General features: G+C 56.3%; 24 protein-coding genes and 1 tRNA gene. 11 read left to right on the forward strand and 14 right to left on the reverse strand.

What is annotated here, in order from left to right; genetic code table 11:
• Nucleotides 1–164 precede the first annotated feature (164 nt).
• From SYC_RS09185 to miaB, 4 genes are read right to left on the reverse strand one after another with little or no spacing between them, the layout of a single operon-like run.
• Entirely contained in the window at nucleotides 165–1,013 is an 849-nt protein-coding gene (locus SYC_RS09185; protein ID WP_011378434.1) for a cell division protein FtsQ/DivIB, read from the reverse strand.
• A 24-nt stretch (nucleotides 1,014–1,037) separates the two neighbouring features.
• A complete protein-coding gene (locus SYC_RS09190) occupies nucleotides 1,038–1,448 on the reverse strand; it encodes a hypothetical protein (protein ID WP_011244039.1) in 411 nt (136 codons plus the stop codon).
• Nucleotides 1,449–1,451: 3 nt separating this feature from the next.
• On the reverse strand, nucleotides 1,452–2,495 hold the full coding sequence (locus SYC_RS09195) for a D-alanine--D-alanine ligase family protein (protein ID WP_011244040.1): 1,044 nt from the start codon (nucleotides 2,493–2,495) through the stop codon (nucleotides 1,452–1,454).
• 31 nt (nucleotides 2,496–2,526) lie between these two features.
• Nucleotides 2,527–3,885, reverse strand: coding sequence for a tRNA (N6-isopentenyl adenosine(37)-C2)-methylthiotransferase MiaB (gene miaB / locus SYC_RS09200; RefSeq protein WP_011244041.1), 1,359 nt, complete (start codon nucleotides 3,883–3,885; stop codon nucleotides 2,527–2,529).
• Nucleotides 3,886–3,958: 73 nt separating this feature from the next.
• On the opposite strand from miaB, the gene SYC_RS09205 reads away from it, so the two are divergent.
• Genes SYC_RS09205 through lpxA form a run of 3 tightly spaced genes read left to right on the forward strand, consistent with a single transcriptional unit; the run spans nucleotide 3,959 to nucleotide 6,880 of the window.
• Entirely contained in the window at nucleotides 3,959–4,993 is a 1,035-nt protein-coding gene (locus SYC_RS09205) for a dipeptide epimerase (protein WP_011244042.1), read from the forward strand.
• A 2-nt stretch (nucleotides 4,994–4,995) separates the two neighbouring features.
• Nucleotides 4,996–6,045 (forward strand): DUF1611 domain-containing protein, encoded by a 1,050-nt coding sequence (locus tag SYC_RS09210; protein WP_011244043.1) that lies wholly within the window; start codon nucleotides 4,996–4,998, stop codon nucleotides 6,043–6,045.
• A gap of 40 nt (nucleotides 6,046–6,085) precedes the next feature.
• A complete protein-coding gene (lpxA, locus tag SYC_RS09215) occupies nucleotides 6,086–6,880 on the forward strand; it encodes an acyl-ACP--UDP-N-acetylglucosamine O-acyltransferase (RefSeq protein WP_011244044.1) in 795 nt (264 codons plus the stop codon).
• A 10-nt stretch (nucleotides 6,881–6,890) separates the two neighbouring features.
• Here lpxA and SYC_RS09220 read toward each other — a convergent pair whose 3' ends face one another.
• The 4 genes from SYC_RS09220 to SYC_RS09235 all read right to left on the reverse strand — a co-directional run bounded on the left by SYC_RS09220 (nucleotide 6,891) and on the right by SYC_RS09235 (nucleotide 11,839).
• Complete coding sequence (locus SYC_RS09220; RefSeq protein ID WP_011378432.1) at nucleotides 6,891–7,100, reverse strand: hypothetical protein; 210 nt, start codon at nucleotides 7,098–7,100, stop codon at nucleotides 6,891–6,893.
• 20 nt (nucleotides 7,101–7,120) lie between these two features.
• Nucleotides 7,121–10,291, reverse strand: coding sequence for an efflux RND transporter permease subunit (locus tag SYC_RS09225; protein WP_011244045.1), 3,171 nt, complete (start codon nucleotides 10,289–10,291; stop codon nucleotides 7,121–7,123).
• Nucleotides 10,292–10,311: 20 nt separating this feature from the next.
• Nucleotides 10,312–11,442 (reverse strand): efflux RND transporter periplasmic adaptor subunit, encoded by a 1,131-nt coding sequence (locus SYC_RS09230; protein ID WP_011244046.1) that lies wholly within the window; start codon nucleotides 11,440–11,442, stop codon nucleotides 10,312–10,314.
• Nucleotides 11,443–11,766: 324 nt separating this feature from the next.
• Nucleotides 11,767–11,839: transfer RNA gene (locus SYC_RS09235), tRNA-His, on the reverse strand.
• 116 nt (nucleotides 11,840–11,955) lie between these two features.
• Here SYC_RS09235 and SYC_RS09240 point away from each other — a divergent pair.
• Both SYC_RS09240 and SYC_RS09245 read left to right on the forward strand, forming a co-directional pair.
• The gene (locus tag SYC_RS09240) at nucleotides 11,956–12,381 is read left to right on the forward strand and encodes a DUF4359 domain-containing protein (protein ID WP_234701765.1); all 426 of its coding nucleotides are present in this window, start codon (nucleotides 11,956–11,958) and stop codon (nucleotides 12,379–12,381) included.
• Nucleotides 12,382–12,452: 71 nt separating this feature from the next.
• The gene (locus tag SYC_RS09245) at nucleotides 12,453–12,731 is read left to right on the forward strand and encodes a Nif11-like leader peptide family natural product precursor (RefSeq protein WP_011378429.1); all 279 of its coding nucleotides are present in this window, start codon (nucleotides 12,453–12,455) and stop codon (nucleotides 12,729–12,731) included.
• A gap of 91 nt (nucleotides 12,732–12,822) precedes the next feature.
• Here SYC_RS09245 and prfC read toward each other — a convergent pair whose 3' ends face one another.
• On the reverse strand, nucleotides 12,823–14,493 hold the full coding sequence (gene prfC / locus SYC_RS09250; protein WP_011244048.1) for a peptide chain release factor 3: 1,671 nt from the start codon (nucleotides 14,491–14,493) through the stop codon (nucleotides 12,823–12,825).
• 71 nt (nucleotides 14,494–14,564) lie between these two features.
• On the opposite strand from prfC, the gene SYC_RS09255 reads away from it, so the two are divergent.
• The gene (locus SYC_RS09255) at nucleotides 14,565–15,170 is read left to right on the forward strand and encodes a DUF1802 family protein (protein WP_011244049.1); all 606 of its coding nucleotides are present in this window, start codon (nucleotides 14,565–14,567) and stop codon (nucleotides 15,168–15,170) included.
• The gene (locus SYC_RS09260; RefSeq protein WP_011244050.1) at nucleotides 15,136–15,561 is read left to right on the forward strand and encodes a hypothetical protein; all 426 of its coding nucleotides are present in this window, start codon (nucleotides 15,136–15,138) and stop codon (nucleotides 15,559–15,561) included. Before SYC_RS09255 ends, SYC_RS09260 begins: the two co-directional genes overlap by 35 nt.
• 16 nt (nucleotides 15,562–15,577) lie before the next feature.
• Here SYC_RS09260 and sds read toward each other — a convergent pair whose 3' ends face one another.
• The 5 genes from sds to SYC_RS09285 are packed head-to-tail and all read right to left on the reverse strand — an operon-like array spanning nucleotide 15,578 to nucleotide 20,810.
• On the reverse strand, nucleotides 15,578–16,549 hold the full coding sequence (sds, locus tag SYC_RS09265) for a solanesyl diphosphate synthase (protein WP_011244051.1): 972 nt from the start codon (nucleotides 16,547–16,549) through the stop codon (nucleotides 15,578–15,580).
• A gap of 43 nt (nucleotides 16,550–16,592) precedes the next feature.
• Nucleotides 16,593–17,441: a glutamate racemase gene (gene murI, locus SYC_RS09270; RefSeq protein ID WP_407830092.1), complete on the reverse strand. Its 849-nt coding sequence runs from the start codon at nucleotides 17,439–17,441 to the stop codon at nucleotides 16,593–16,595.
• A gap of 33 nt (nucleotides 17,442–17,474) precedes the next feature.
• Nucleotides 17,475–18,509 (reverse strand): N-acetylmuramoyl-L-alanine amidase, encoded by a 1,035-nt coding sequence (locus tag SYC_RS09275; protein ID WP_011244053.1) that lies wholly within the window; start codon nucleotides 18,507–18,509, stop codon nucleotides 17,475–17,477.
• A gap of 49 nt (nucleotides 18,510–18,558) precedes the next feature.
• Nucleotides 18,559–19,941 (reverse strand): cation:proton antiporter, encoded by a 1,383-nt coding sequence (locus SYC_RS09280; protein WP_011244054.1) that lies wholly within the window; start codon nucleotides 19,939–19,941, stop codon nucleotides 18,559–18,561.
• Nucleotides 19,942–19,979: 38 nt separating this feature from the next.
• Nucleotides 19,980–20,810, reverse strand: coding sequence for a carbon-nitrogen hydrolase family protein (locus tag SYC_RS09285; protein WP_011244055.1), 831 nt, complete (start codon nucleotides 20,808–20,810; stop codon nucleotides 19,980–19,982).
• Nucleotides 20,811–20,903: 93 nt separating this feature from the next.
• On the opposite strand from SYC_RS09285, the gene SYC_RS09290 reads away from it, so the two are divergent.
• From SYC_RS09290 to SYC_RS09305, 4 genes are all read left to right on the forward strand, one after another.
• The gene (locus SYC_RS09290) at nucleotides 20,904–22,331 is read left to right on the forward strand and encodes a family 10 glycosylhydrolase (protein ID WP_234701766.1); all 1,428 of its coding nucleotides are present in this window, start codon (nucleotides 20,904–20,906) and stop codon (nucleotides 22,329–22,331) included.
• A 181-nt stretch (nucleotides 22,332–22,512) separates the two neighbouring features.
• Entirely contained in the window at nucleotides 22,513–23,139 is a 627-nt protein-coding gene (locus SYC_RS09295) for a Crp/Fnr family transcriptional regulator (RefSeq protein ID WP_041677121.1), read from the forward strand.
• A gap of 90 nt (nucleotides 23,140–23,229) precedes the next feature.
• Nucleotides 23,230–23,553: a phasin family protein gene (locus SYC_RS09300; RefSeq protein WP_011244058.1), complete on the forward strand. Its 324-nt coding sequence runs from the start codon at nucleotides 23,230–23,232 to the stop codon at nucleotides 23,551–23,553.
• Nucleotides 23,554–23,605: 52 nt separating this feature from the next.
• Nucleotides 23,606–24,130, forward strand: a complete 525-nt coding sequence (locus tag SYC_RS09305) for an FKBP-type peptidyl-prolyl cis-trans isomerase (protein ID WP_011244059.1) — start codon at nucleotides 23,606–23,608, stop codon at nucleotides 24,128–24,130.
• Nucleotides 24,131–24,164 lie beyond the last annotated feature (34 nt).

Below are 24,164 nucleotides of genomic sequence, written 5' to 3' on the forward strand. Positions count from 1 at the left end.
TTTAGGGCAGCAAACTAAAAACAAGAGAATTATTGACGCACTCTGTCGGGAAAGGCAACTACAACCAATGGTTAGCGATCGCAAAATGCCGTTCCAAGTCGCAAAATTTGAGCGATTGCGGCTCATCCAAAAATACTAATTGCGGAACTAAAAACTCGATTGTCTTAGCGAGGGTTGGTTTGGAGCGATCGCGGTGGGGCTGAAGGCTTCATTTGCACGCGGGGTGTTGAAGGTTGGCGCAGATCGATGTAGGCGATCGCAGAGCGACTGGTTTTATCTGGAAGTTGTCGCAGGCGATCGAGCATGGCAATTTGCTGGGGAAGTAACTCGGGATTGTAGGGGCCACAGTAAACCGGCCCAAGCTCGGTTTCCAAAATGATGTTGGCAGGATCGCGCCAATCGAGCCCTTGGATGCCAACCGGGCTGGTGCGCAACAGAGAATAGAGCCCAGGCCACAGCCGTTGATAGGGTTCGCGGTAGCCACGCACTTTGAGGGTGGTGGTGGGCAGGGTTGCCCCCAGCCGTTCGTAGGCGCTGAGCGGATGCCAAACGCCTTGGCGATCGAGAATGCCCCAGCGCTCCTGTGGCGGCTGATTGGGTTCGACGACCACCCGCGAAGCCTGGGCAGTAGCGGTAATTTCTTGGACGGTGATGATTAGGCTGGCTGGCAGGAGACGGCGCTGAATTTGAACCGCTTGCAGAGGGGCGGCTTTCAGTAATTGTTGTTCTAAGCGTTGGGGCTGCAGCTGGAGCAGATTGAGGGGCATCTGCAGATTGAGGGTGGCCAAGAGGCGATCGCGGTTGAGGGTTTGCTGGCCTTGGATTTGAATGCGCCGTGGATCTTGGATGATCCAGAGCGGACGGGCCAGCACCCAGACCAAACCTGCGGCGATCGCTGTCACCCCCACAAAACGCCAGAAGCGCTGCAGCCGTTGTCGCCGTCTTTCCCAACGCTTTTGGCGACGGCGAGCGGCTAACGAAGCCGGAGAAGCAACTTCGGGCAAGTCGGCCATCACCACACTACGGACAAAGGACGGTTAGGCGCTGAGGCCCAGACGTTGATTCAGAAATTGACGCCACTTCAGTGCGAGACTCGCCTCGGTAAAGGGAATGGCAATTTGGCGATCGCGCAGTTCCAGCAAGAGATCCGCCGAGCCATTGACCGATGCCTCAGGATCAGACAACAACTGATTTTGCTGTTGCACCTGAATCCGTTGCAGCGTTCCCAAATCGATCGTTTCCAGAAAGACGGGCCCTTGTCGGCTGGGTTTACCCCAGACCAAATCGGAACCACGAACTCCTAGAACAGCACGCACATCATACTTGGCGGTTTCAAAGTCGGCAGCCCAAACTTTGTAGGACTCCAGCTTCTGATATTCATTCCAACCGGCCCAAGCCAAGCCGGTGAACAGCACTAGCAGCGGCAACCAGAGCAACCCATGCAGCATGGCCTAGCGCTCCAGAGCCAGTTGAATCAGCCGATGGACAAGATCGGGGAAGGCCACGCCACTCGCTGCCCAGAGCTGGGGATACATACTCAAAGCTGTGAAGCCCGGCAGAGTGTTGATTTCGTTGATGAAAATTTGACCTTGGCTATCCAAGAAAAAATCCAAGCGACTGAGGCCAGATGCATCGACGGCTTGGAAGGCGGCGATCGCGAGTTCTTGCAGTTTCTGCTGCAATTCCGCCGAAAGTTGCGCGGGGATCAACAGTTGCGCCTTGCCATCGGTGTACTTGGTTTCGTAGTCGTAGAAATCGCTGTCGTAGGTGATTTCGCCCAGAATTGAGGCTTGGGGATAGTCGTTGCCGAGCACAGCGCATTCGACTTCGCGAGGATTGTCGATCGCAGCTTCGATAATTAAACGGCGATCGAGGGCAGCAGCTTGATCGAGGGCGGCTTCCAGTTCAGCGCGATCGCGGACTTTGGCGATCCCAACCGACGATCCCAGGTTGGCGGGCTTCACAAAACAGGGATAGCCCAGCTCCGTTTCAATCTGCTCCAGCAAACTTGTGTAGCGGCAGGGATCCGAGAAGACTTGACTGCGATTGACGGCAACGTAGGCGACTTGCGGCAAACTCGCTTGGGCAAAAGCCTGTTTCATAGCGATCTTGTCCATGCCCAAGGCTGACCCGAGAACGCCAGATCCGACAAAGGGACGCTGCATCAGGGTCAGCAGCCCTTGAATCGTGCCATCTTCACCGTTGGGGCCGTGCAGGATCGGGAACCAGACTTCGACGTCGCGGCAGTCTGCTGGAAATTGCCAGCGATCGCTCGGTTCCTCAACGAAGAGTGGCTTTTGGTTGGCTAAGACTTGGGCTGCGGTTTCACCACTGTGCCAGCCGCCTTCTTTGTCGATGTAGAAGGGCAGGACTTGGTAGCGATCGCGATTGCTGGGATCAGCCAGAGCAGAGGCGATCGCCGCCGCCGAGCGGATCGAGACTTCATGTTCGCCTGATCGCCCGCCAAACAATAACCCGACCTTTTGTGCTGCCACGCTGGGCGTCCTCCCTGATCGCAGCGTTACTTTAGCACCCAGCCGCCACGGGGCTGAGAATCTGTCCAGTCAGGCTAAAGGCGCGGGTTTCCGTGATCCGTACCGGCACCAGTTGCCCTTCGAGTTGCGCGATCGTGCCATCGCAGAAGACAAGGCGATTGGTGCGCGTCCGACCCATCACCTGCTGAGGATTGCGGGGATTGGTCGCCTCGATCAGCACTTCTTCGGTGCGACCCAAATAGCGCTGCGAGCGATCGGCAGCCATTTGCGCCACTAAGTGATTGAGGCGTTGCAGGCGATCCTGTTTGACCTCTTCCGACAGTTGATTGGGCGCATTGGCTGCTGGCGTGCCAGGACGGGGCGAATAAGCCGCCGTGTTGACCAGATCAAAACCAACCTGCTCAACCAGTTTCAGCGTGTTCTCAAATTGTTCTTCTGTTTCACCTGGGAAGGCCACGATCGCATCCGCACTGATCGCCGCATCGGGGATGATGTCGCGGATCTGCTCCACGATCCGCAGGTAGCGCTCAACGGTATAGCCCCGTGCCATCGCCTTCAGCACGTCGTTGTCGCCTGACTGGAAGGGAATGTGGAAGTATTCGCAGACTTTCGGTAACTCGGCACAGGCGCGAATCAGTCGCTCCGTGAAATAGCGCGGGTGGCTAGTAGCAAAGCGAATCCGCTCGATCCCCGGCACATCGTGGATGGTGTAGAGCAAGTCCGTCAGGGTGTGCAGGTGGCGACCTTCGGGAGTACTGCCCGGCAGATCACGGCCGTAGGCATCAATGTTTTGACCGAGCAGCGTAATTTCGCGGTAGCCCTGCGCGGCTAGCTGCTCAATTTCAGCGCGGATCGCCGCCGGTTCCCGCGATTGCTCGCGACCGCGAACGTTGGGCACCACGCAGTAGGTGCAGCGTTCGTTGCAGCCGTAGATGACGTTCACCCAAGCGGTGATGGTGCTATCGCGGCGCGGCTGGGTAATATCTTCAGCAATTTCCACTTCTTCCGTGGCGACGACTTGACTGCCCGCTTCCACCTGAGCTAGCAAATCGGCGAGGCGATTGGCATGTTGCGGCCCCATCACCAAGTCCAGTTCTGGCACCCGCCGCAGTAGCGACTCGCCCTCTTGCTGCGCCACACAGCCCGCCACAATCAGCGTTAGATCCGGCTGCTGGCGTTTGCGTTCGGCCTGGCGACCGAGGTAGGAGTAGACCTTTTGCTCGGCGTTGTCGCGAATCGTGCAGGTGTTGTAGAGCACCAGGTCCGCGTCGTTGGCCTCCTCGCTCCAGATGTAGCCCAAATCCTCGAGGATGCCAGCCATCCGCTCCGAGTCGGCTTTGTTCATTTGGCAGCCGAAGGTGGTGATGTGGTAGCGCCGAGGCGTGGACATGGCAGTGACGGCCGCAGGAAACAAACCTTTATTCTAAAGGTCACCTTTCGACCCCGCGCAGTCGGGCGATCGCGTGCAACTTTCGTTTGAGCCGTTCACTGTTCACAAACGCTTTGCGCTGCGAATTAGTCGTGGCAGTACGCAGGCGACGACCAATCTCTGGGTGCGCCTCCAGCAGGATGGCCTTGAAGGCTGGGGTGAAGCCTCGCCCTTTTCGACTGGTCAGCAGTCACAGACCACGGAATTGCTCAGTGAAGCGCTGACTACGATCGCTCCGGCTCTGGTGCATCTCGATCCCTGGAATCATCAGCAGTTTGAGGATCTGACGCGATCGCTGCCTTCCGCCGCTAGAGCTGCTCTCGATTTAGCGATATGGGATTGGCGCGGTAAAGCGCTGGGGCAGCCACTCTGGAAACTGTGGGGACTCGCTCGCGATCGCTGTCCGGTCACGTCCGTCACGATCGGTATTAGTTCACCGCAAGCAGGACAGGAACGTCTTGCCGCTTGGCGAGAACTATTCGAGCCAGCGCTAATCAAGGTTAAGCTGGGTAGTCCCGAAGGCGTTGAAGCCGATCGCGTCCTGCTCAATGCTCTGAAAGAAGTGGCGCCGACCACACCTTTTAGTGTCGATGCTAATGGCGGCTGGGATGTGGCAACCACGCGATCGCTGGCGGATTGGTTAGTTGAGTCCGGTGTTATTTACTTGGAGCAACCGCTCGCAAAGGGTCAGGAAGCGGATCTGCTACAGCTGCGCGATCTACCACTGCCGGTCTTCGTCGATGAAAGTGCTTGGACGAGTCAGGATGTGGCGGCCTTGAGCGATCGCGTTGATGGGATCAATCTCAAATTGTTGAAAACTGGCGGCCTCACAGAAGCGCTGCGAGCCATTCATACAGCGCGCGCACATGGCCTGCAGTTGATGCTGGGCTGCTATTCCGACAGCAGTTTGCTCAATAGTGCGGCGGCGCAGTTGGGGCCGCTGGTCGATTACCTCGACCTCGACAGTCACCTGAATTTACTGGACGATCCGTTCAACGGTGCCACAATCGCAGCGGGGCGGTTAGTCCCTAGCGATCGCCCCGGTCTGGGTGTCCTTCGGCAAGAGTAACCATGCTGCAACCCGAGCATCGACTAGCAGTGCTGCTACATGGCGGCATTCTGGGGGACAGTGGTAAAACGGGGCTGACCCTGCTGCGCTACCGTCAGGGCGCGATCGCAGCGGTGATTGATCACGAGACGGCGGGACAGGATTTCCAACAACTGACGGGTATTGCGCGATCGCTGCCGATCTATGGATCTGTGGCAGAGGCGATCGCAGCGACGGAAATTGATGTCCTCGCGATCGGGATTGCCCCATCCGGTGGCAAGCTTCCAGAGGCCTGGCTGGCAGAAATTGATCAGGCCGTACAAGCCGGTCTATCGATCGCCAATGGACTACATACGCCACTACTGCTGCGCTATCAAGCACAACTGCAGCCCCAGCAATGGATTTGGGACATTCGCCAAGAACCAGCAGGGCTGGCGATCGGTGGCGGAAGAGCGCGATCGCTAACCGCTCAGCGCATTCTGACGGTTGGGACTGATATGAGCGTCGGTAAGATGTCCGCCACGCTCGAACTCGATCGCGCGGCTCAAGCAAAAGGACTGCGATCGGCTTTTGTTGGCACCGGACAAGCGGGCATTTTGATCAGCGGCCAAGGCGTGCCACTGGATGCGGTGCGTGTCGATTTTGCCTCTGGCGCGGTCGAGCAAGCAGTCCTGACAGCAGCAGAACAGGTGGATTATGTCTGGATAGAAGGCCAAGGCTCACTGCTCCATCCGGGTTCAACGGCAACGCTGCCCTTACTGCGTGGCAGTCAGCCAACTCATCTGGTGCTGGTGCATCGGCTGGGACAGACCCACAATCGCCACTTTCCCGAGTTCATAATTCCGCCTCTAACTGAAGTGATTCAGCTCTACGAATCGCTGGCGGCCGCATCTGGTATCTTCGGCAGACCCAAGGTTGCGGCGATCGCGCTCAATGGGGGTCAGGCTAGTGATGAGACTGTTGCAGACGCTGCCGACCAGATCAGCCAAGAAACTGGCTTGCCCTGTACAGATGTGGTGCGGTTTGGTGCCGCAAACTTGTTGACGACAATCCTGGAGGCTCGTGACTCCTGACCCGTACAATGACGCTGCAACATCAACCCCAATCTGATTGATGGGCATTCATCCCACCGCAGTTATTGATCCCCAAGCCAAGCTGGGTCAGGACGTTGAAATTGGTCCCTATGCGGTGGTGCAGGGCCCTGTCGAAGTGGGCGATCGCTGTTGGCTGGGTCCCCACTCGGTGGTAATGGGCAACCTGCAGCTCGGGACTGACTGCCGAGTTCACAGTGGTGCTGTTCTGGGCGATTGGCCGCAGGATTTATCCTTTCAGGGAGCGGAAAGTCATGTGGTGATCGGCGATCGCAATGTCTTTCGAGAAGGGGTCACAGTTCACCGCGGTACGAAAGAGGGTAGTGTCACCACGATTGGCAATGATTGCCTGCTGATGGCCAACAGCCATGTTGCCCACAATGCCAGCCTAGGCAATAACGTGATTTTGGCGAACGGGGCATTGATTGCAGGCTATGCCCAAGTCGGCGATCGCGCCTTTATTAGCGGCAACTGTCTTGTTCATCAATTCACTCGCGTCGGGCGTTTGGCGATGATGAGTGGCGGCTCAGCTGTCCAGAAAGACCTGCCGCCCTTCTGTATGACCCGCAGCTCCACCAGCAACATTGTTATGGGCCTGAATGTGGTTGGTTTACGGCGGGCGGGTGTCTCCGATCGCGATCGCCTTGAACTGAAGCGAGCCTTTAGCATCCTCTACCGTGAGCGGCTGTCCTTTTCAGAAGCGATCGCTCGCCTCTCGGCGGACTTTCATTCACCACTGGTGACAGAATTACAGGCTTTCGTCAGCAGCTCAGAACGGGGAATCTGCCGCTTCCTGCGATCGGATCTGGATGCCTAGGCCTCAGTCGTCAGCGTCCTTCTTTGGCTTGGCGAATCATTTCGATCAGCATGCCTGAACCCGCTCCCAACAGGCCCCAGAAGTAGGGCATGTAGGATACAAGCTGACGATAGGCGCTGGAAGCATAGACCTCAAATTCTACGGAAGACAGCGTCTTCCCGAAGATGTAGCCACAGATGCCGCAGAGCATTCCAGAGTAAAGGACCGAACTCCAGCGCATCAGCTCACTCCCAATTGCTACTAAGAGGTCAATTCAGGCTGACCAGTCTCCGGGTCATGCCGCTTCTTGCTAAAGAAACGTCGGGTGATCGACTTCAGAATCACATAGTTCGCCGGCACGATCAGCAAGCTGAGAACTGTTGCAACCAAGAGCCCACCAAAGACGACGGTCCCCAGCGACCAACGACTAGCGGCGCCTGCCCCCTGGGCAATGACCAAGGGAAAGAAGCCAATCAAGCTGGAAATAGCTGTCATTACAATCGGGCGGAACCGTAGCTTCGCCGCTTCCAGCGCCGCTTCGGTATAGCCCATACCCTTGGCAACCGCCTCATTGGCGTAGTCAACAATCAAAATCGCGTTCTTAGAAGCCAAGCCAATCAGCATCACCAAGCCGACCTGAGCATAGACGTCCAAGGGGATGCCCCGCAGGTTGAGGAAGACGAGGGCGCCCAAGATTGCCAAGGGAACGGTCAGCAGAATGATCAGTGGGTCGACGTAGCTCTCGTAGAGCGCCGCCAAGACGAGGAAGACGACCACCACCCCAAGGCCAAAGATCAGGGGTGCCAACGTTCCTGCAGAGACTTCTTCGCGGGCCAGACCAACCAGGCCGTTTCCAAACCGCTGGAAGTTTGCTTTCTGGAAGGCATCTTTCAGACCTTCAATGACCTGACCGGTACTGGTGCCGGGAGCCGCAAAGCTATCGACTTCGATCGAACGGAAAAGGTTGTAGTGAGTGATGTACAGTGGCCCAACCTGCTGCCGAATCGTCAGAAATTCAGAGAGGGGAACTGTGGCTCCATCTCGCGACTTCACATAAATCTGAGTCAGGGCTTGAGGTGTTGCTCGGAAGCCGTTATCCGCTTGGATATAGACCTGATAGGAGCGGCCGAACTGGGTGATCTGGTTGACATACTGACCGCCCATGTAGCTGCCCAAGGTCTGGAGCGCTTCACCGAAGTCGATGTTGAGGGCTGCCAGTCTGTCGCGATCGACGTCAATTTCGATCTGGGGCGAGTTGGCCGTGAAGGGTGTAAAGGTTTGGCGGGTGATCGGATTCTCGCGAGCGAGTCCAATGATTTTGTTGACAGACTCTAAAAACTGGCTGACAGAGAGCGCGCCGCCCGTTTGGTCTGTGATGAGGAACTGCACCCCGCCGTAGGCTGCAAAGCCGGGAATTGCAGGTGGCAACAGAGTCCGAACTTGAGCTTCAGAAATCCCTTCAAATAACTTTTGGTTGATTCGACCCACGATCGCTTCTGCAGATTGATCGGCAGCCTTGCGCTCATCCCAGGGCTTGAGCGATGCGAAATAGATTCCGAGGTTATTGCCCTGTCCAATGAAGCTAAAGCCGCTGATCACAGCCGTTGAGGTGACAGAAGGCTCAGTCTCCAGAATGCTTTGAATTTTTTGGCCGACTTTCTGGGTGTAGTTAAGGGGGGCTCCTTCGGGGCCAATGATCAAACCGAGGAAGTAACCCTGGTCTTCTGTGGGAACAAAGCCGGTGGGGGTTGTCGTAAACAACCATCCCGTCAGGGCCAGACCAGCGGCGAATAGGCCGATGACCAGAAATTTGAGGCGATCGATAATAGCCAAGGCTTTGGAGTAACCGATTCGCACCCGATCAAAGCCTGCATTGAATAGGTTGAAAAACTTACCCAACCAACCCTGCTGCTGTTTGGCCGGCCGGAGCAGCAAAGCGCTCATCGCGGGCGAGAAGGTCAGGGCGTTGAAGGTTGAAATCAGGATCGTAAACGTGAGCGTCAGTGCGAACTGCTGATAGATCCGTCCAGTTGCCCCCGGGAAAAAAGCCACAGGAATGAAGACAGCAAACAGAACGACTGACGTGGCAATGACGGCACCAAAGAGGATATCCATGGCCTCAATGGAGGCCTGCAACGGTGTTTTGCCCTCTTCTATTTTTTCTGTGATTGCTTCAACCACCACGATCGCGTCGTCCACCACCAAGCCCGTGGCCAACACCAAGCCAAAGAGGGTCAGCAAGTTGATCGAAAACCCAAAGGCTTGAATAAAAGCCAAGGTACCAACCAGCGAGACAGGAATTGCGATCGCTGGAATGAGCGTGGTGCGCCAGTCTTGCAAAAAGATAAAGATGACGAGAATAACCAGTGCGATCGCCTGAACCAGGGTGATCAGCACTTCCGACAGTGAAGCGTTAACGAAGTCAGTGACGTCGAAGACTAGCTTCCCTTCCAAGCCTGGTGGGAACTGCTGCTCTAGAATGGCAAGCTGCTCACGAATGCCGTTGGCGACATCAATAGCGTTACTGCCTGGCAGCTGATAAATACCGAGACCGACGCCCGGGCGACCATCTGCAGCCAGAGTCACGGAATAGCTTTGGGCACCTTCCTCGGCTCGACCGACATCCTTGACTCGAACGAGAGTGCCGTCCTCACCGGTTTTTAAAACGACGTTATTGAATTGCTCAACCGTAGAGAGTTGCCCTTGCCCCTGCAGTCGCAAAATGAATGTGTAAGCCTGATCGCTATTGACTGGCGGACCGCCAACTTGCCCAACCGGAATGATTTGGTTTTGGCTCTGTAAAGCACTGGCGACATCTTCTGCGGTCAAGCCATAGCTCGCCAAGCGATTTGGGTCGAGCCAGAGTCGCATAGAGTACTCTAAGTTACCAAACAGGTTTGCTTGACCAACCCCTTTTACACGGGCGAGTGCTGGCTGAACATAGAGACTGAGATAGTTACTAATAAACTGGGCATCAAATTCGCCTGTAGGCGAAGAAAACGTATAGAACTGGAGAATTGAAGGGGATGACTGCGTGACTGCAATCCCCTGCTGTTGTACTGCTTGGGGCAGTTGTGGGATCGCAACACTGACTAAGTTATTAACGTCGACCTGAGCGAGGTCAGGCGATCGCGTCGGATCAAAATAGACTTGGATGGAGCTTTGACCGATCGCACTCGTTGAGGTGATGTATTCCATCCCCTCAACCCCGTTGATTTGGTTCTCAAGGATTGAAGTGACAGTGTTTTCAACTGTTTCAGCATCGGCCCCAACATAGGTTGCTGAGACTTGGATTTGGGGTGGGGCAATATCTGGGAGTTGCTCAATAGGCAAAATGGGTAAGCAAACAAGGCCGCCCAGAGTAATCAGAATCGAGCAGACCGTTGTTAACACTGGCCGCTTGATAAAGATATTTGCGATCGAAAGCAACATGATCGTGTCCTAGGGCAGTGTTAGCGAGAAGCGTTGGGCGTTTGAGGTTTAACAGTTGCCTTATCTGTCAGGCTGAGCAGGTTGGTCGTAGCGACAGTTTCGCCCGGCTTTAGTCCTGAGCGAATTTGATAGCGATTATTGAAAATGGAACCCAGCTCAACCTTTTGTTGTCGAACCTGAAATTGATCAGGGCTGTTGGGCTTAGGCTCTACAACATAGACAAAGTTGGCACCGGCTAAGGGAGTGACTGCTTGAGTCGGCACCAAAACAGCCTCCTTGCGGTCCCAAACAATCTCGGATTGAACGATTTGACCGTTACGGATTAAGCCATCAGCATTGGGAACAACAACTTTCACTAAGACCGTTTGTAAGTTTTGCTGCACAACCGGGGAGACAAAGTCGACAGCTCCAGTTGCCAGAATATTCTTGGAAAATGGGTCTAAAAGCTTGACTGGTTGACCCTTGCGAAGCTGTGGAATGCGAACCGTTGGAACTGGAATATTAATGAACAGCTGATTGTTGCGGGTGATCGTTGTCAGCTCTGCCCCAGTGTCGACAAAGTCACCGATTTTGAGCCGGATATCGCCGACCAACCCATTGATCGGGGCCCGCACAGTTTTGTACTGGACATTAACCGATTTGGCGACTGCATTCTGTTGCGCTGCTTTAAGCTGCGCTTGAGCTGTCTGGAGCTCTCGTCGAGCGTTATCTAGGTTCTGTAGGGGAACGACCCCTTGATCCGCCAGAAACTTTTGCCGCTCAAAAGTAATCTTGGCATCTCGAAGTTGGGCTTCTTGACGAGCGACCTCTGCATTGGCAGCTGCCACATCTGCTTCAACTTGCTCCGAGTCCAGCACAAACATCGGCTGACCGACCGACACAATTTGTCCAGGCTGCACAGCCACACTGACAATTCGGCCCTGAATTTGAGGACGCAGGATAGTTTGCTCCGTCGCTTCTAGAGCCCCCAAGTACTCGGTCAGGTCATTGACTGTCTCGACGGTGGCCTTGGTGACGTCGACCGGTAGCGCTGGTGGCCCTTGAAAGGCTGCGGGTTGCCGACCTTGGCAGCTGGCAACGCCCATCAGCACGACGCTGGCGACCCCCCAGCCCGTCAAACGCTGGAGACGATGGGTTCTGGGTACAGCCATGACTCACTCTTTAGGTTGCACAACAGGAGCGGTGCCATCACTGTAGCCAAGCCAACTGCGGACTTCCAGTTGCTTACACCGATTCTGATGGATTCTAGCAGTCAGAAATCGTCTGATCCGTAGACTGCACATGGGTTGTAGATTTTGTGTGCTGCGATCGCAGATCCCATCACTGTTCCAGACGGATCAGCCAGAGAGATAAGTTTTCAATCTCTGGGTTTCACTGTGATCGAGAACACCTGATAGGAATGTCGGTTGCTTTTAGGAGATACGACAAAGTCGCTTCACAATTCTCCCGAAAGAGAAGTTTTGATCTACGCTTAGGGCGAACGAGGGGACTCGAACCCCCGAATGGCGGAACCACAATCCGCTGCCTTAACCACTTGGCTACGCTCGCCATCGATTGATGATTCTAGCACTTTACCGTGAGGAATAATGCGCGGCAAGCTCCTAAAACCGCCATCGGCCCCAGTCGTTTCATCCCAGTGTTCCTGCTGGCGATGTGCTTGGTGGTTGGCTGGGAGCTCCGTAGCTCTGGGTGCGATCGCCTTGGCCTTGACCAATCCCTCGTCTAGTCAGTACGGGCAATTTGCGGCGGCAACGAGTCAGAAGCTTGTTCAGCAAGAGATTTGTGCCCGCTTAGAGCCCCTCAATCTGCAACGTCTACAGCAACTTTGCAATCGCATGGGGCAGCAAGCTGGGTCCCAAATGGAAGAGTGGGTGTTGCAATCCAGCGATCGCCAGAACTTTGGCTTGCTGAGCCTCTATGAGACTCGCCTGTCAGTGCGATCGCTGCTCCAGACTTCTGACGTGCCCGACTGGAGCTTAGAGCTGAAGAGTGTGGGTGCTCTCTCTGGCTTTAGCCTATTGCAAGTTAATTGGAAAACTGATCCTGAAGTGAGGGCTGATCCCGCCTCGGAGGGCGAGCTAAGACAGTAGCGCACTCTCGATGGCGAGATAGCTGCTGCGGAGAGTGTTAGTTACGTCAATGCTAAGAGCATTCAGTGGGTATGTCGTCTGAGCAAGTCCTACGGTTTTTGGAAGACGCTGCGATTTCCAAAGAACTTCGCGATAAGTTTGCTGCTGTCAGCGATGTCAGTGACTTCTTGCTAGTTGCTCAGCGATCGGGGTATACCTTCACCAGCGAAGAGTTTATCCACACGATCACCGAACTCAGCCACGCAACCCCTGTGCGTCGCCCGACTGGCGTTTGGCGCTGGCTACGCACGATTCCCAATCCTATGGAACTTGAGCGACAACGTCGGGCTCAAGAATCGGCTGCTGAGTAGCACGATGGTTAGGGAATCGTCATTCCTCCACTAGCGATCGCGCCGTGAGTGCTGGGGATCAGCGGTGATCCCCTCATCCTTTAGGCAGTCCCTAGACTTCAATTGGCTTTTGGCCTGCAGCGACGGGGGCAACTGATCGCAGTTGCAGTTCTGGGTGATCAGCCTCGATCTGTCGCAGATTCCACTCGTTCTTAAAGAGCAGGACCGGACGACCCCAGGTGTCTTTCACCGTTGTCGTGTTGAACAGTCGCCCAACCTTCTCGAGAACATCCCAGCCGCCTTCCACCCAGCGAGCCACGCTGAAGGGCAGGGGCTCTAGGAGGGTTTCAACGCCGTACTCATTCTCCAAGCGGTATTGCACGACTTCGAGTTGCAGTTGACCAACGGCCGCCAGAATCGAGTCACGCTTGGCACTATCGGCCGAATACATAATCTGCACGGCGCCTTCTTCCCGCAGCTCCGAAACGCCTTTACGGAAGGGCTTGAACTTCGAGGGGTTGGGGTTGCGCAGATAGGCAAAAATCTCGGGTGAGAAGCAAGGGATGCCGTCGTACTCCAGCCGTTTGCCGGTGTAGATCGTGTCGCCGATCGCAAACATTCCGGGGTTATTGAGGCCGATCATATCGCCGGGATATGCATCATCGAGAACTTCCCGATCCTGACCGAACAGTTTTTGTGGCCGCGACAGGCGTAAGGTACGACCACTGCGGGCATGTTGCACGGTCATGTCCTTCTCAAACTTGCCGGTACAAACCCGCACAAAGGCAATGCGATCGCGGTGGCGCGGATCCATGTTGGCCTGCAGCTTGAAGACAAAGCCACTGAACTCGGGATAGTCCGGCGCCATGTCGCCGACGCTGCTGCGGCGTGCCCCTGGCTTGAGGGCGTAGTCCAAGAAAGCTTCAAGAAAGAGTTCCACGCCAAAGTTGGTCATGGCGCTGCCCCAGAATACCGGCGTCAGTTGACCGGCGTGAATCGCCTCAAGGTCAAACTCGGTGCCGACTCCTTCCAAGAGCTCCAGTTCATCCTGCAGCTGCTGCAACAGATCTGGCTCGATCAAGTCCGCGAGCTGTGGATCGCCCCACTCCAAGGTGGTGTCTTTCGCCTGACGCTTGCCATGAACGCTGCGCTCGAACAGGTGGACTTGTTGCTTGCGGCGATCGAAAACCCCTCGGAAGCGATCGCCGGAGCCAATTGGCCAGTTGACTGCATAGGTCTGCAGACCCAACTCTTGCTCGATTTCATCCAGCAGTTCCAACGGCTCCCGCCCCGGCCGATCCATCTTGTTGAAGAAGGTGAAGATCGGGATGTTGCGCATCCGGCAGACTTCAAACAGCTTGCGCGTCTGCGGCTCCAAGCCCTTGGCTGCGTCCTCAAGCATCACTGCGTTATCAGCAGCAGCAAGGGTGCGATAGGTGTCTTCGCTAAAGTCTTGGTGACCGGGCGTGTCGAGCAGGTTGATCGTGCAGTCGTGGTAGTTGAACTGCAGCACGGTTGAGGTGATCGAAATTCCCCGCTGTTTCTCCAGCTCCATCCAGTCCGAGGTTGCGGCTCGCTGACTCCGTTTTGCTTTGACAGCGCCGGCTTCCTGAATGGCTCCCCCGTACAGCAACAATTTTTCGGTCAGCGTGGTTTTGCCTGCATCAGGGTGCGAAATAATCGCAAAGTTGCGGCGCTGCTGAACGGCTTCTTGAATCTCTTTCTGAAGGTCAGTGACCATGCGGAACCAGGGGGAGGAGCAGAGGAAGGAATGAACTCCCATTTTGACATTCGGTCTGCTCCCTAGGGGATTCGCTAGGCTGAAGCGAGCCCCGTCATGAGGCGCTTCTGACTATGGTGTTTCCGCCTCTCGATCGCGCTTTGAAAGAATGGCCTGCCGCGATCGCAGCCCTCGCCAACGGAGACTCGATTCTGCTCCTGCGTAAGGGTGGCATTCAGGAACCTCAAGGTCAATTTTGGCCTGCCACGACAGCTGTTTGGTTATTGCCCAGCATTGAGCATCAGCAACCCGAAGCATTGCGAGTTCCCGCAGAAGCGATCGCTCATGAAGTACCGGAGCAATTAGAACTGTCGGTCTGGGCAGAAATCAGCCAAGCAATTCCTCTACCCGCTCACTTCCCTCTGACTGACTTGAGTGCTAGCACGGTCTGGACGACGGCGTTCCTCGAGCAGCGGCGGCACTGGAAACCAGAACAACCGCTGTGGCTTTTGGTGCTACGAACCTATCGCGTGCCAGAATCGCGATCGCTGGCTTGGCAAGCGTCCTACCGTGGCTGTCGCTCTTGGATTACGTTGGCAGAACCCTTGTCGCGGCAAGATTCAGAGCCAGTGTTGAGCGATCGCGCTTTTGCTGACCAGTGGCAGGCGATCGCCGAAATTCTGCAGCGTGGAGGACTAACGCTCGATGGACTACCAACAGCAGCTCACGCAGCTGATTGAGCAGCAAACCGATCCGGAGTTGCAGCTTCGCCTCAGTGCCTTGGCTCCTCTATTGCTGGCTACGGCTGAGGCCCTGGGGCAATATCACTTTTACGTCCCTACCAGTACAGCGGGCGACTGGGTGGTGACGACCTACCGCCGGGAGGACGAAAGCAAGCGGGTGCTGGAGGTGTTTAGTCGGCGTCAAATGGCCAGCGATCGCTGCCAATCCGCAACCGAAACGGTAACCGCAATCGGGGCGATCGAGCTGATCCTCAGCCTGCTCGTCGAGGACCTTGATTCCGTCGTTGCTTATCGGTCTGACGACAATACAGGGCGGGAATTGACGAAAACCGGACTAATTACACGAATTCAGGCCTTTACCAACCAGAGTTCTGGATTGTTTGCCTAGGCGAAGGCACGGGGCACTAAGAGAGGCGGCTGAGGACATAGCTGGTCAGGCTGATCAAGGTTTCCTTGCAGTCGGAAGCGGGCAGCACATCCAAGGCTTGAACGGCCTTCTGGGCATGTTCTGCGGCCAAGGCGCGAGTCCGGGCTAGACCCTGACTGTTGTGGACCAAAGCGATCGCCTGTTCAAAATCCTGAGCCTGCGAAAACTCTCGTTCAATCAAAGGCACTAAGGCCGGATGCTCTTCGATCGCGTAGAGGGCTGGAGCCGTCAGGTTACCGCTGGCCAAGTCCGAACCAGCAGGTTTGCCAAGCACTTCTTCTGAGCCGGTGAAATCTAAGATGTCATCGACGATTTGGAAGGCGAGACCGAGCGATCGGCCGTAGTCATAGAGCGCGTCGCAGACGGTTTCTGAGGAACCACTCAGAACGCTCGCCGCTCGAGCACTGTTGGCGAGGAGAGAGGCAGTTTTGTAGTAGCTCTTGTCGAGGTAGACCTCAATGGAGAGGCTGCTATCAAAGCGATTCAGCCCTTGCAGAATCTCGCCTTCAGCCAAATCCATGATCACTTGAGACAGGAGCTTGACGACCGTCAGACTGTCGAGATGCGCCAAATGCCAAGAAGCTTGGGCGAACAGGAAGTCACCGGCGAGGACTGCAACGCGATTACTAAAGCTGCTGTGAACTGTGGGAATGCCGCGGCGTAGGGAGGATTCATCGACCACGTCATCGTGGACCAAACTGGCCGTGTGGATCATCTCGGTGATCTCGGCCAAGCGCCGATGGCGTGGCGTAATTTCTTGGCCGGGCATCGTGGCTCGCGAGAGCAGCAACACGACCGCAGGACGAAGTCGCTTGCCACCGGCTCCGAAGAGATGGTCAGCGGCGGCGTAGAGAATAGGATGTCTCGCCCCGATCAACTGCTTGAGCGTGTCAGTCAGCAGTTGCAGATCCGCCTCGACGGGGGCAAAGAGCGAGGTCACCGAAGTCATGGGCGGCGTCGTCGTTACGATTTTTTACAATCTGGCTCTTATTCTAAGCTACGCCTTCCGCTTCCGAAGCAAAGTGGGCAGAAGGAAGCGATCGCGTCGGTAGTTGAATCAGGTCGACAGGAGCTTGAAACCCTAGCCACCGCTCGATCGCCAGACTGAAATGCTGAGGATCGTGGCTGACACAAAATCGCACCGTACTGGCCTTAGAGGTGTGACTGAGTCCTAAGACTTCCAGCTCCATTTGCACCGATCGGGTCACGGCTTCTGCCGGATCCAGTAGGTGCGTGCTGCTGGGCAGCAGCTGTTGAATCACCGGCGCTAAATGCGGGTAGTGGGTACAACCATAGATCAACGTATCCACCTGCGCCTCGATCAATGGAGCAAGGTATTGAGCTGCCACCTGCAGCGTCTGGGGATCATGAATCCGTTGCTGCTCTACCAAAGGGACGAACTCAGGGCAGCCAATTTCCCAGACTTGAACGTTGGGGTTGGCCTCGCGTAGAGCCTGGCGATAGGCACGACTTTGGGCAGTGGCAGCCGTGGCAATCACGCCAATCCGCTGGCCCCGTTGGACGGCAACCCGCGCAGCAGGCTGAATGAGGCCAATGAGCGGCATGGTGTAGTCTCCACGCAGCGCTTCGAGGGCTAGGGCCGAGCTGGTGTTGCAGGCCATAACGACTAACTTGCAACCCTCGGCCTGCATCCAGTCCAAGATCTCGCGCACGAACTGGCGAATCTCCGCCGGCGATCGCGTGCCGTAGGGCAGCCGTGCCGTGTCGCCAAAGTAGAGAAAACTTTCGTGGGGGAGCTGACGCTGCAGCTCGCGCAGGACGGTGAGTCCCCCAACACCGCTGTCAAACACACCGATCGGGGCAGCAGTTGAAGAATGCAAAAAAATAGCCCCCGGCGGCATGGAGCAACGGCCTCAGTTTTGACGGACGTACTGTAGGATACCGCGGGCGATCGCTTCTGCCATTTTGCGCCGGTGATTGGGGTTGGCTAGGTTGCGGCTGTCCTCACTGCCCGTCACGAAGCCGGTTTCCACCAGAACGGCAGGCATGGTGGTACGCCGAATCACGTAAAACCGTGCCTGACGCACACCGCGATCGCGAATCGATACGCTGGACAGAATTGACTGATGGATAGTGCGAGCCAGTCGTTCTCCCGCTTGGGAAGCGTAGTAGTAGGTCTCGAGTCCATTGACTTCGGGGCGATCGAGACTGAGGGCATTGGCATGGATGCTGACAAAAATATCGGCACGGGCCTGCTCTGCAATTTGTACCCGTGGCTCGAGATCAAGGTCGATGTCCGCGGTGCGAGTCATGCGGACATCGAGACCGCTGTTGCGGAGAATCGCGGCGACTTGCTGGGAAATGTCGAGAACCAGCTCCGCTTCTTGCAGGCCGTTGATCCCGATCGCACCTGGATCGGGACCGCCATGACCTGGGTCAATTACGACAATCTGGCGGCCCACCTGAGGCGATCGCGGTGGGGGTAGCTGGGGCTGTCGAGAGGGCGGGGGCGTCACCGGCGATCGCGGTGGCACAATGCCCCCACCTGCAAAGCGGAGTGCTGGCTGCAGCCGAATCTGCCAAGTGGTGGCATCGGGGCCTTCGACCCGTAGCTGACTGGGATCGACTGTATAGCCTGGGGCAATTTCAATCACGAGGCGAGTAATGCCGGCTTCGGGCTGACCCACCCGAATTTCCCGGATACCGGCACCCCCCTGAATCGGCGATCGATTGGCAGGTAAGGTGGCGCCCGGCAGGTCGATCACGATCCGCTGGGGATTAAAGATCAGTTGCGCTTGGGGAGCGATCGCCCCTTGAGTCTTGAACTCTAGGCGATTCTGACTCGCATCCAAGCGCCAAAACAGCAGTTGATTGGCTCGGGCCGGCAACGCTAAAACTGTCGTGAGTAACAGGCTGCCTAGACCAATAGCCCAAGTTCGCGATCGCATGCCTGTTCTCCTCAGCCAAGCTCACTCTGCTGCCTGCCCGACGCTGCCACTAAGAGCCAGGTTCCACAGCAGTCGTGGGTTCTCCTCGGAAGGCTAACCGCAACAGCGGGGGAGCCAGGAACGTGGTCATGATCACCATGACAATCACGCCTGCGTTCAGCGATTCGGACAGAATACCGCTGCTCGCGCCCACCCCTGCAAAAACGAGGCCGACCTCACCGCGCGGAATCATCCCTACGCCTATCGCCAGACGGTTGAGCGGGGTCGAACTACCCACCAAGCGGAAGCCGGTGATCACTTTGCCCAGCACGGCTACAACTAGCAAGAAGCCGGCAATAATCAGCCCGGCCCGATTGACTGGATCGGCTGGGTTGAGAACGCTCAGATCGGTTTTGGCACCAACCACCACAAAAAAGATCGGCACGAGAACGTCAGCCAGGGGTTTCACCTGCTCCTTCAGTTCTTCGCCCTTCTCGGTTTCAGCCAAAATTAAGCCGACAGCAAACGCCCCCAAAATGGCTTCCAGACGCACAAACTGAGCAATCAAGCCCGCTAGGATGGCAGCGACCAAGGCGACCACCAGCACTTCACCCCGAGTCTGCATGCTGCTGACCAGGTTGACGAAGAACGGATTCAGCCAGCGGCCGATAAAAATGGCACCCACCAAAAAGGCCGTCGAGCTGACGATCAAAATCACAATGTTGCTGGGGCGAATTTCGCCGGTTTTCGCCAAGCTGCTCACGACCGCCAAGACGATGATGCCGAGGATGTCATCGATGATGGCGGCGCCAATGATGATTTGACCTTCTGGTGAATTGAGTCGGCCTAGCTCAGACAGCACCTTGGCTGTAATGCCAATGCTAGTGGCGGTGAGGGCAGCCCCGGCAAAGACAGCCGGAATCGTCGCAATGTGGAACAGGTAAATCAGGCCCAACGTGCCGGCGGCAAAGGGTGCTGCGACGCCCACAACGGCCACGATCGCTGCCTTCGTGCCAACCTTGAGCAGTTCATCGAGGTTAGATTCGAGGCCAATTTCGAATAAGAGGATAATGACGCCAATCTCAGACAGCACCGAGATCACTTCTGACTGCGTCGCAAAAATCGTCGGCATCCAGTTGTCAGGGGCGCCGCTGATCTGCTGCAGGAAGTTGAGGAGAACGACATCCTCGGCTCCGGCTCCACTCGAGGGGAACACGAGAAGTCGCAGAACAGAGGTGCCGACCAGGACGCCTCCCAGTAGCTCACCCAGCACGGGGGGGAGATTGACACGCACGCAGAGTTCCCCACCCAGTTTGCTGGCGAGGTAGACCACGACCAGTCCTAGAAGCACAGAGACCAAAATCAGGGTCGAGGCTTCAGGACTCTCAATAATCTCAATCGTCTCGGCCAAGATGGGAGGCCATCCCAGCGCTGAACTCAAGAATTGAAGCATCAAGTGTCTTTACACTCCTTGTACGGATACAGCCGAGATTATGCACTCGGGACTGTAGTTGAAAGGACGCGGTGTTGGAGACAGGGCATCTGCTGGCGCACGGTAGCCAGCCGCCGAGGCGAGATTTCAGCGATCGCGAGGCCAGGCTCGCGCCCTGCATTGGCCAAAACAATCCCCCACGGATCGACAATCATGGCGTGGCCATGGGTTTGACGGCGTCCGTAATGAACACCCGTTTGTGCCGGCGCAATGATATATGCCGTATTCTCAATCGCTCGGGCCTGCAGCAGTACCTGCCAGTGATCTTTGCCGGTAAAGGCAGTGAATGCCGCTGGCACAAAAATCACTTCTGCCGACTGATTGGCTAGATGGCGATAAAGTTCCGGGAAGCGGACGTCATAGCAAATCGAAAATCCCAAGCGCCCAAAACGTTCCGAGTCATAGACGGGCGGATACTCACGACCAGCGAGAACCGTTGCCGACTCCTGATAGGTGTTGCCATCCGGGAGGTCGACATCGAACAGGTGAACCTTGTTGTACTGGGCTAGGGTCTGACCATCAGGCCCAACGAGAAGTAGTGTGTTGGTGACGTGATTGTGCTCGGCTGGAACCGGGAAGCCCCCGCCCAACAACGTAATTTGATAGCGCTGGGCCATCGTTTTCAGGAACTTTTCGGTGCGTTCAGCAATCTCAGGGGCTTGCTGAACCTTTTGGGCCTCTTCCCCTAAAAATGAAAAGTTCTCAGGCAGACCAACAAGCTCAGCACCCCGCCGCACGGCTAGGTCGATCCATTCTTCCGCTTGAGTGAGATTCTTTTCGAGATCCGGCAGACTGGTCATCTGCACAGCTGCGGCCAAGTAAGACTTCATTGCTGCGCCTCGATCGCAGGCGAAAAGAGCAGACAAGACCTCAGGATTCTGCCATACTCCATTCCCACGTCGCTAATGCCTAAGAGTGGACCCATGCCTGCTTCGCTTCGACGGTGGTTGAGTGGCATCGCAGCGATCGCCTGTCTGCCTCTGCAGAGCCCTGCCGTCAATGCCCAGATTGCACCGGCACCTAGCACAGGCTACAACTGCGATTTGGCGCTCTACTCCGTGCCCCAAGCGAACCTACTAGCGCGATCGCTCCAAGGCGACACGGTGGCCGACCAGCAGTATCGACAACTCGTGCGCGAGCTAGCGATGGAACTGCGCAACTGTCGGCAACAGGTCTGGCCCCGCAAAATGGCGATCTGGGTCAGACTATACAGCTGCGACCTGCGGCCGGGCGGCTTAGACTCCCTGTTCGATGGCCTGCAAGCATTGGGTTACAACGAAGTTTTCATCGAAACTTTCTATGATGGCCGGGTGCTGCTGCCCGCTGCCGACAACCCCACAGTTTGGCCGTCTGTGGTGGCAGAACCGGGATTAGAACGTGTCGATCTTCTAGCAGAAGCCATCCGCAAAGGGCGGGAGCGGGGCATGTCAGTCTATGCCTGGCTGTTCACCCTCAACTACGGTTACAGCTACAGCCAGCGCAGCGATCGCCAAGACACCCTAGCTCGCAATGGCCGCAGCGAGAGCAGTCTCGAAATTGTGTCAGGAGGTGCGCAGGTCTTTGTCGACCCCTTTAATCCCGTCGCCCGGCAAGACTACCAAACCTTACTGCGATCCGTTCTGAGCCGTCGCCCGGATGGGGTGCTGTTCGACTACGTTCGCTACCCTCGAGGCACAGGGGCTGCATCGGTGATGACAAAAGTGGCTGATCTCCTGATTCATACGACTGCTGCCCGTCAGGCTTGGATCAATCAGCTCAACACGCCGGCAGGTCAGGCGTTGCTCACGGAATATCTCGATACGGGACGCCTCAGTCCAAGCGATCGCAACCAACTGGTGCTGTTGTTGGGCGATCGCCTCAAGGAACTCAACCTACGACAGGACGTAAATCCACTCTGGTCATTGGCCGTCTATCATGCCTGGCGCGGTGTGGTGGAATTTGTCGATGAGGCTGTGGGCACGGTTGCGCAGGCAGGTCTGCCTTCCGGGGCCGTCTTCTTCCCCTTTGGCAATGCGCGGGTAGGGCAGCAGGGTTGGGACTCCCGCATGCAGCCTTGGGACCGATTCCCCAACAGCATGGAATATCACCCGATGAGTTATGCCCTCTGCGGCGATCGCCACGACTGCGTGATGGCAGAAGTGCAGCGGGTTTTGGAGGCGAAACCTAACTCAATCGTTCAACCCGCGATCGCAGGCACTTGGGGCGCCAACTTTAATGCCCATCTACCCCTCGAACAGCGCATGGCCGCGCTCCGGTCAACCTTCGGCGATCGCATCGATCGCGTTAGTCATTTCTCTTTAGCTTGGATGGATCCCCAAGGGGAACGTCAGCGCCAACGCTGTCGTCTCTAAAATCCCAATTGGTAATCGGACTGAGAAAAAGGATGGAGGCTCAGCTAACTGAGGCAGAGCGATCGGAATAGAAAAGGAATTAACCAAACCTTAAAGTACGAACAATCTTATCTTGATGCTCCTGTCGTTCCTATCACCTTAGAGTGACGGCAAGTCTTCTGTCGGTATGCGGGAAAACATCATGACTCCAGTCTGGACACGCCCCACCCTTGCCTCTGGTCAGCTGCGTCAGGTTCTGGAACAAATCTACCGCGATCGGCCGATGCTGCATTTCACCGCAGGTCAAACTGTTCCGCTGCCCCAAGATTCAATTTGGGTCGTTTGTCGCGGTATTGCCTTGATCACCACAAGCTATGAAAGTGGCGATGAGGCGTTGTTAGGACTGGCGGGTCCTTCGATGCCTTTTGGCTCTGCCCTCTCTTGGGTGATGCCCTACGAAGTTCAGGCACTGACGGATCTGGACTTGATTCGTCTCAAACTGGTTGAAATTGAGCAAACGCCTCTGCTTGCACAAGATCTCTTCTTGATGTTGGCGCAGCGCCATCGCCAGACCGAAATGCTGCTGAGTCCGATTGGTCAACGCCGCGTTGAAGACCGTTTGCGCAACTTCTTGCAACTGCTGGGCCGCGAATTTGGTCAGCCCGAAGATCAACTACTGCGCCTCAACTGTCGGCTGACCCATCAACACTTGGCCAACGCCCTGGGCACAACTCGCGTCACCGTGACTCGTCTGATTGGCCAATTCCGGCGGGAGGGCTGGTTAGATTTTGATGACCAACGCCACCTTGTCTTGAAGGGCCTGCTCTAGAACGGGAGGTCTACTCGACGGGTTTCCACACTGTCTGAACCCGTGCTGTAGTCGCTAGCGTAGGAGAAACGTTGCGTCTGCCCGAGGCCCATGGACCGAAATAACTTGCTGCAACATCTGCTAATCTTCGGCATTGGCACGACAGCTCGTGTGGCCGATCGCTTGCGGGGGGTCAGTGACGAGTGGGTGCGCACCGGACGACTGGATCCGGATCAGGCCAAAGCGCTGATTGATGAACTGCAGCAGCAACTCAAGTCTGAGGGCGAAGAACTCGACCAGCGCTGGCAACGACAGTGGCGCGATTGGATTAACGAGCTGGGGCTAGCTCGTCAATCTGAAGTGGATGAATTGCGAGGCCGGATTGATCGCCTCGAACGTCAGTTGCGAGCTTTAGAGGATCGCGGATGGCGCTAAATTGAAGAGTGGCTTGGCAAACGGGCCAGCAACACTGTGGGAGGGTAAATCCGTGCGTGACATTCTGATCAGTTTTGCAGCCATGCTGCTCTGCCTGATCGTCTTTGTCGCGGCTCAGGTGTTTGGACCGACAACACCCGCTGCGATCGCTGCACCCAGTGCTGTCGAGGCATCTCCTCCGGTTGCGGCTGTTCCGCCAACCCCGATCATTTCCCAGACCACTCAATCGGAAACTATTGTGACGACAGCTTCTGGCCTGCAGTATGTGGATTTGGAAGTCGGCACCGGAGCTACGCCCCAACCGGGTCAAACCGTGGTGGTTCACTACACAGGCACCCTCGAGGATGGCACCCAGTTCGACAGCTCTCGCGATCGCAACCGGCCTTTCCAGTTCAAGCTAGGTGTTGGCCAAGTGATCAAAGGCTGGGATGAAGGCATTGCCACCATGAAAGTGGGCGGTCGCCGCAAGCTGACGATTCCGCCGACTTTGGCCTACGGTGAGCGCGGTGCTGGTGGCGTCATTCCCCCCAATGCCACGCTGATCTTTGATGTTGAACTGATTCGCATTGCAGGCTAGAGCAACTCCCAAATCTGACTCTCGGCTGCTCGGC

Origin of the sequence: Synechococcus elongatus PCC 6301, from assembly GCF_000010065.1 — a bacterium.
Lineage (GTDB): Bacteria > Cyanobacteriota > Cyanobacteriia > Synechococcales > Synechococcaceae > Synechococcus > Synechococcus elongatus.

Bases quoted from the DNA above. Each gene is read 5' to 3' on its own strand.
- SYC_RS09275 (WP_011244053.1), bottom strand. From the start codon at position 18,509: ATGCGATCGCGAACTTGGGCTATTGGTCTAGGCAGCCTGTTACTCACG.
- sds (WP_011244051.1), bottom strand. From the start codon at position 16,549: ATGACTTCGGTGACCTCGCTCTTTGCCCCCGTCGAGGCGGATCTGCAA.
- SYC_RS09295 (WP_041677121.1), top strand. From the start codon at position 22,513: ATGACTCCAGTCTGGACACGCCCCACCCTTGCCTCTGGTCAGCTGCGT.
- SYC_RS09285 (WP_011244055.1), bottom strand. From the start codon at position 20,810: ATGAAGTCTTACTTGGCCGCAGCTGTGCAGATGACCAGTCTGCCGGAT.
- SYC_RS09290 (WP_234701766.1), top strand. From the start codon at position 20,904: ATGCCTGCTTCGCTTCGACGGTGGTTGAGTGGCATCGCAGCGATCGCC.
- SYC_RS09230 (WP_011244046.1), bottom strand. From the start codon at position 11,442: ATGGCTGTACCCAGAACCCATCGTCTCCAGCGTTTGACGGGCTGGGGG.
- SYC_RS09245 (WP_011378429.1), top strand. From the start codon at position 12,453: ATGTCGTCTGAGCAAGTCCTACGGTTTTTGGAAGACGCTGCGATTTCC.
- lpxA (WP_011244044.1), top strand. From the start codon at position 6,086: ATGGGCATTCATCCCACCGCAGTTATTGATCCCCAAGCCAAGCTGGGT.
- SYC_RS09190 (WP_011244039.1), bottom strand. From the start codon at position 1,448: ATGCTGCATGGGTTGCTCTGGTTGCCGCTGCTAGTGCTGTTCACCGGC.
- SYC_RS09210 (WP_011244043.1), top strand. From the start codon at position 4,996: ATGCTGCAACCCGAGCATCGACTAGCAGTGCTGCTACATGGCGGCATT.
- SYC_RS09300 (WP_011244058.1), top strand. From the start codon at position 23,230: ATGGACCGAAATAACTTGCTGCAACATCTGCTAATCTTCGGCATTGGC.
- SYC_RS09255 (WP_011244049.1), top strand. From the start codon at position 14,565: ATGGTGTTTCCGCCTCTCGATCGCGCTTTGAAAGAATGGCCTGCCGCG.
- SYC_RS09225 (WP_011244045.1), bottom strand. From the start codon at position 10,291: ATGTTGCTTTCGATCGCAAATATCTTTATCAAGCGGCCAGTGTTAACA.
- SYC_RS09260 (WP_011244050.1), top strand. From the start codon at position 15,136: ATGGACTACCAACAGCAGCTCACGCAGCTGATTGAGCAGCAAACCGAT.
- prfC (WP_011244048.1), bottom strand. From the start codon at position 14,493: ATGGGAGTTCATTCCTTCCTCTGCTCCTCCCCCTGGTTCCGCATGGTC.
- SYC_RS09280 (WP_011244054.1), bottom strand. From the start codon at position 19,941: ATGCTTCAATTCTTGAGTTCAGCGCTGGGATGGCCTCCCATCTTGGCC.
- SYC_RS09185 (WP_011378434.1), bottom strand. From the start codon at position 1,013: ATGGCCGACTTGCCCGAAGTTGCTTCTCCGGCTTCGTTAGCCGCTCGC.
- miaB (WP_011244041.1), bottom strand. From the start codon at position 3,885: ATGTCCACGCCTCGGCGCTACCACATCACCACCTTCGGCTGCCAAATG.
- SYC_RS09220 (WP_011378432.1), bottom strand. From the start codon at position 7,100: ATGCGCTGGAGTTCGGTCCTTTACTCTGGAATGCTCTGCGGCATCTGT.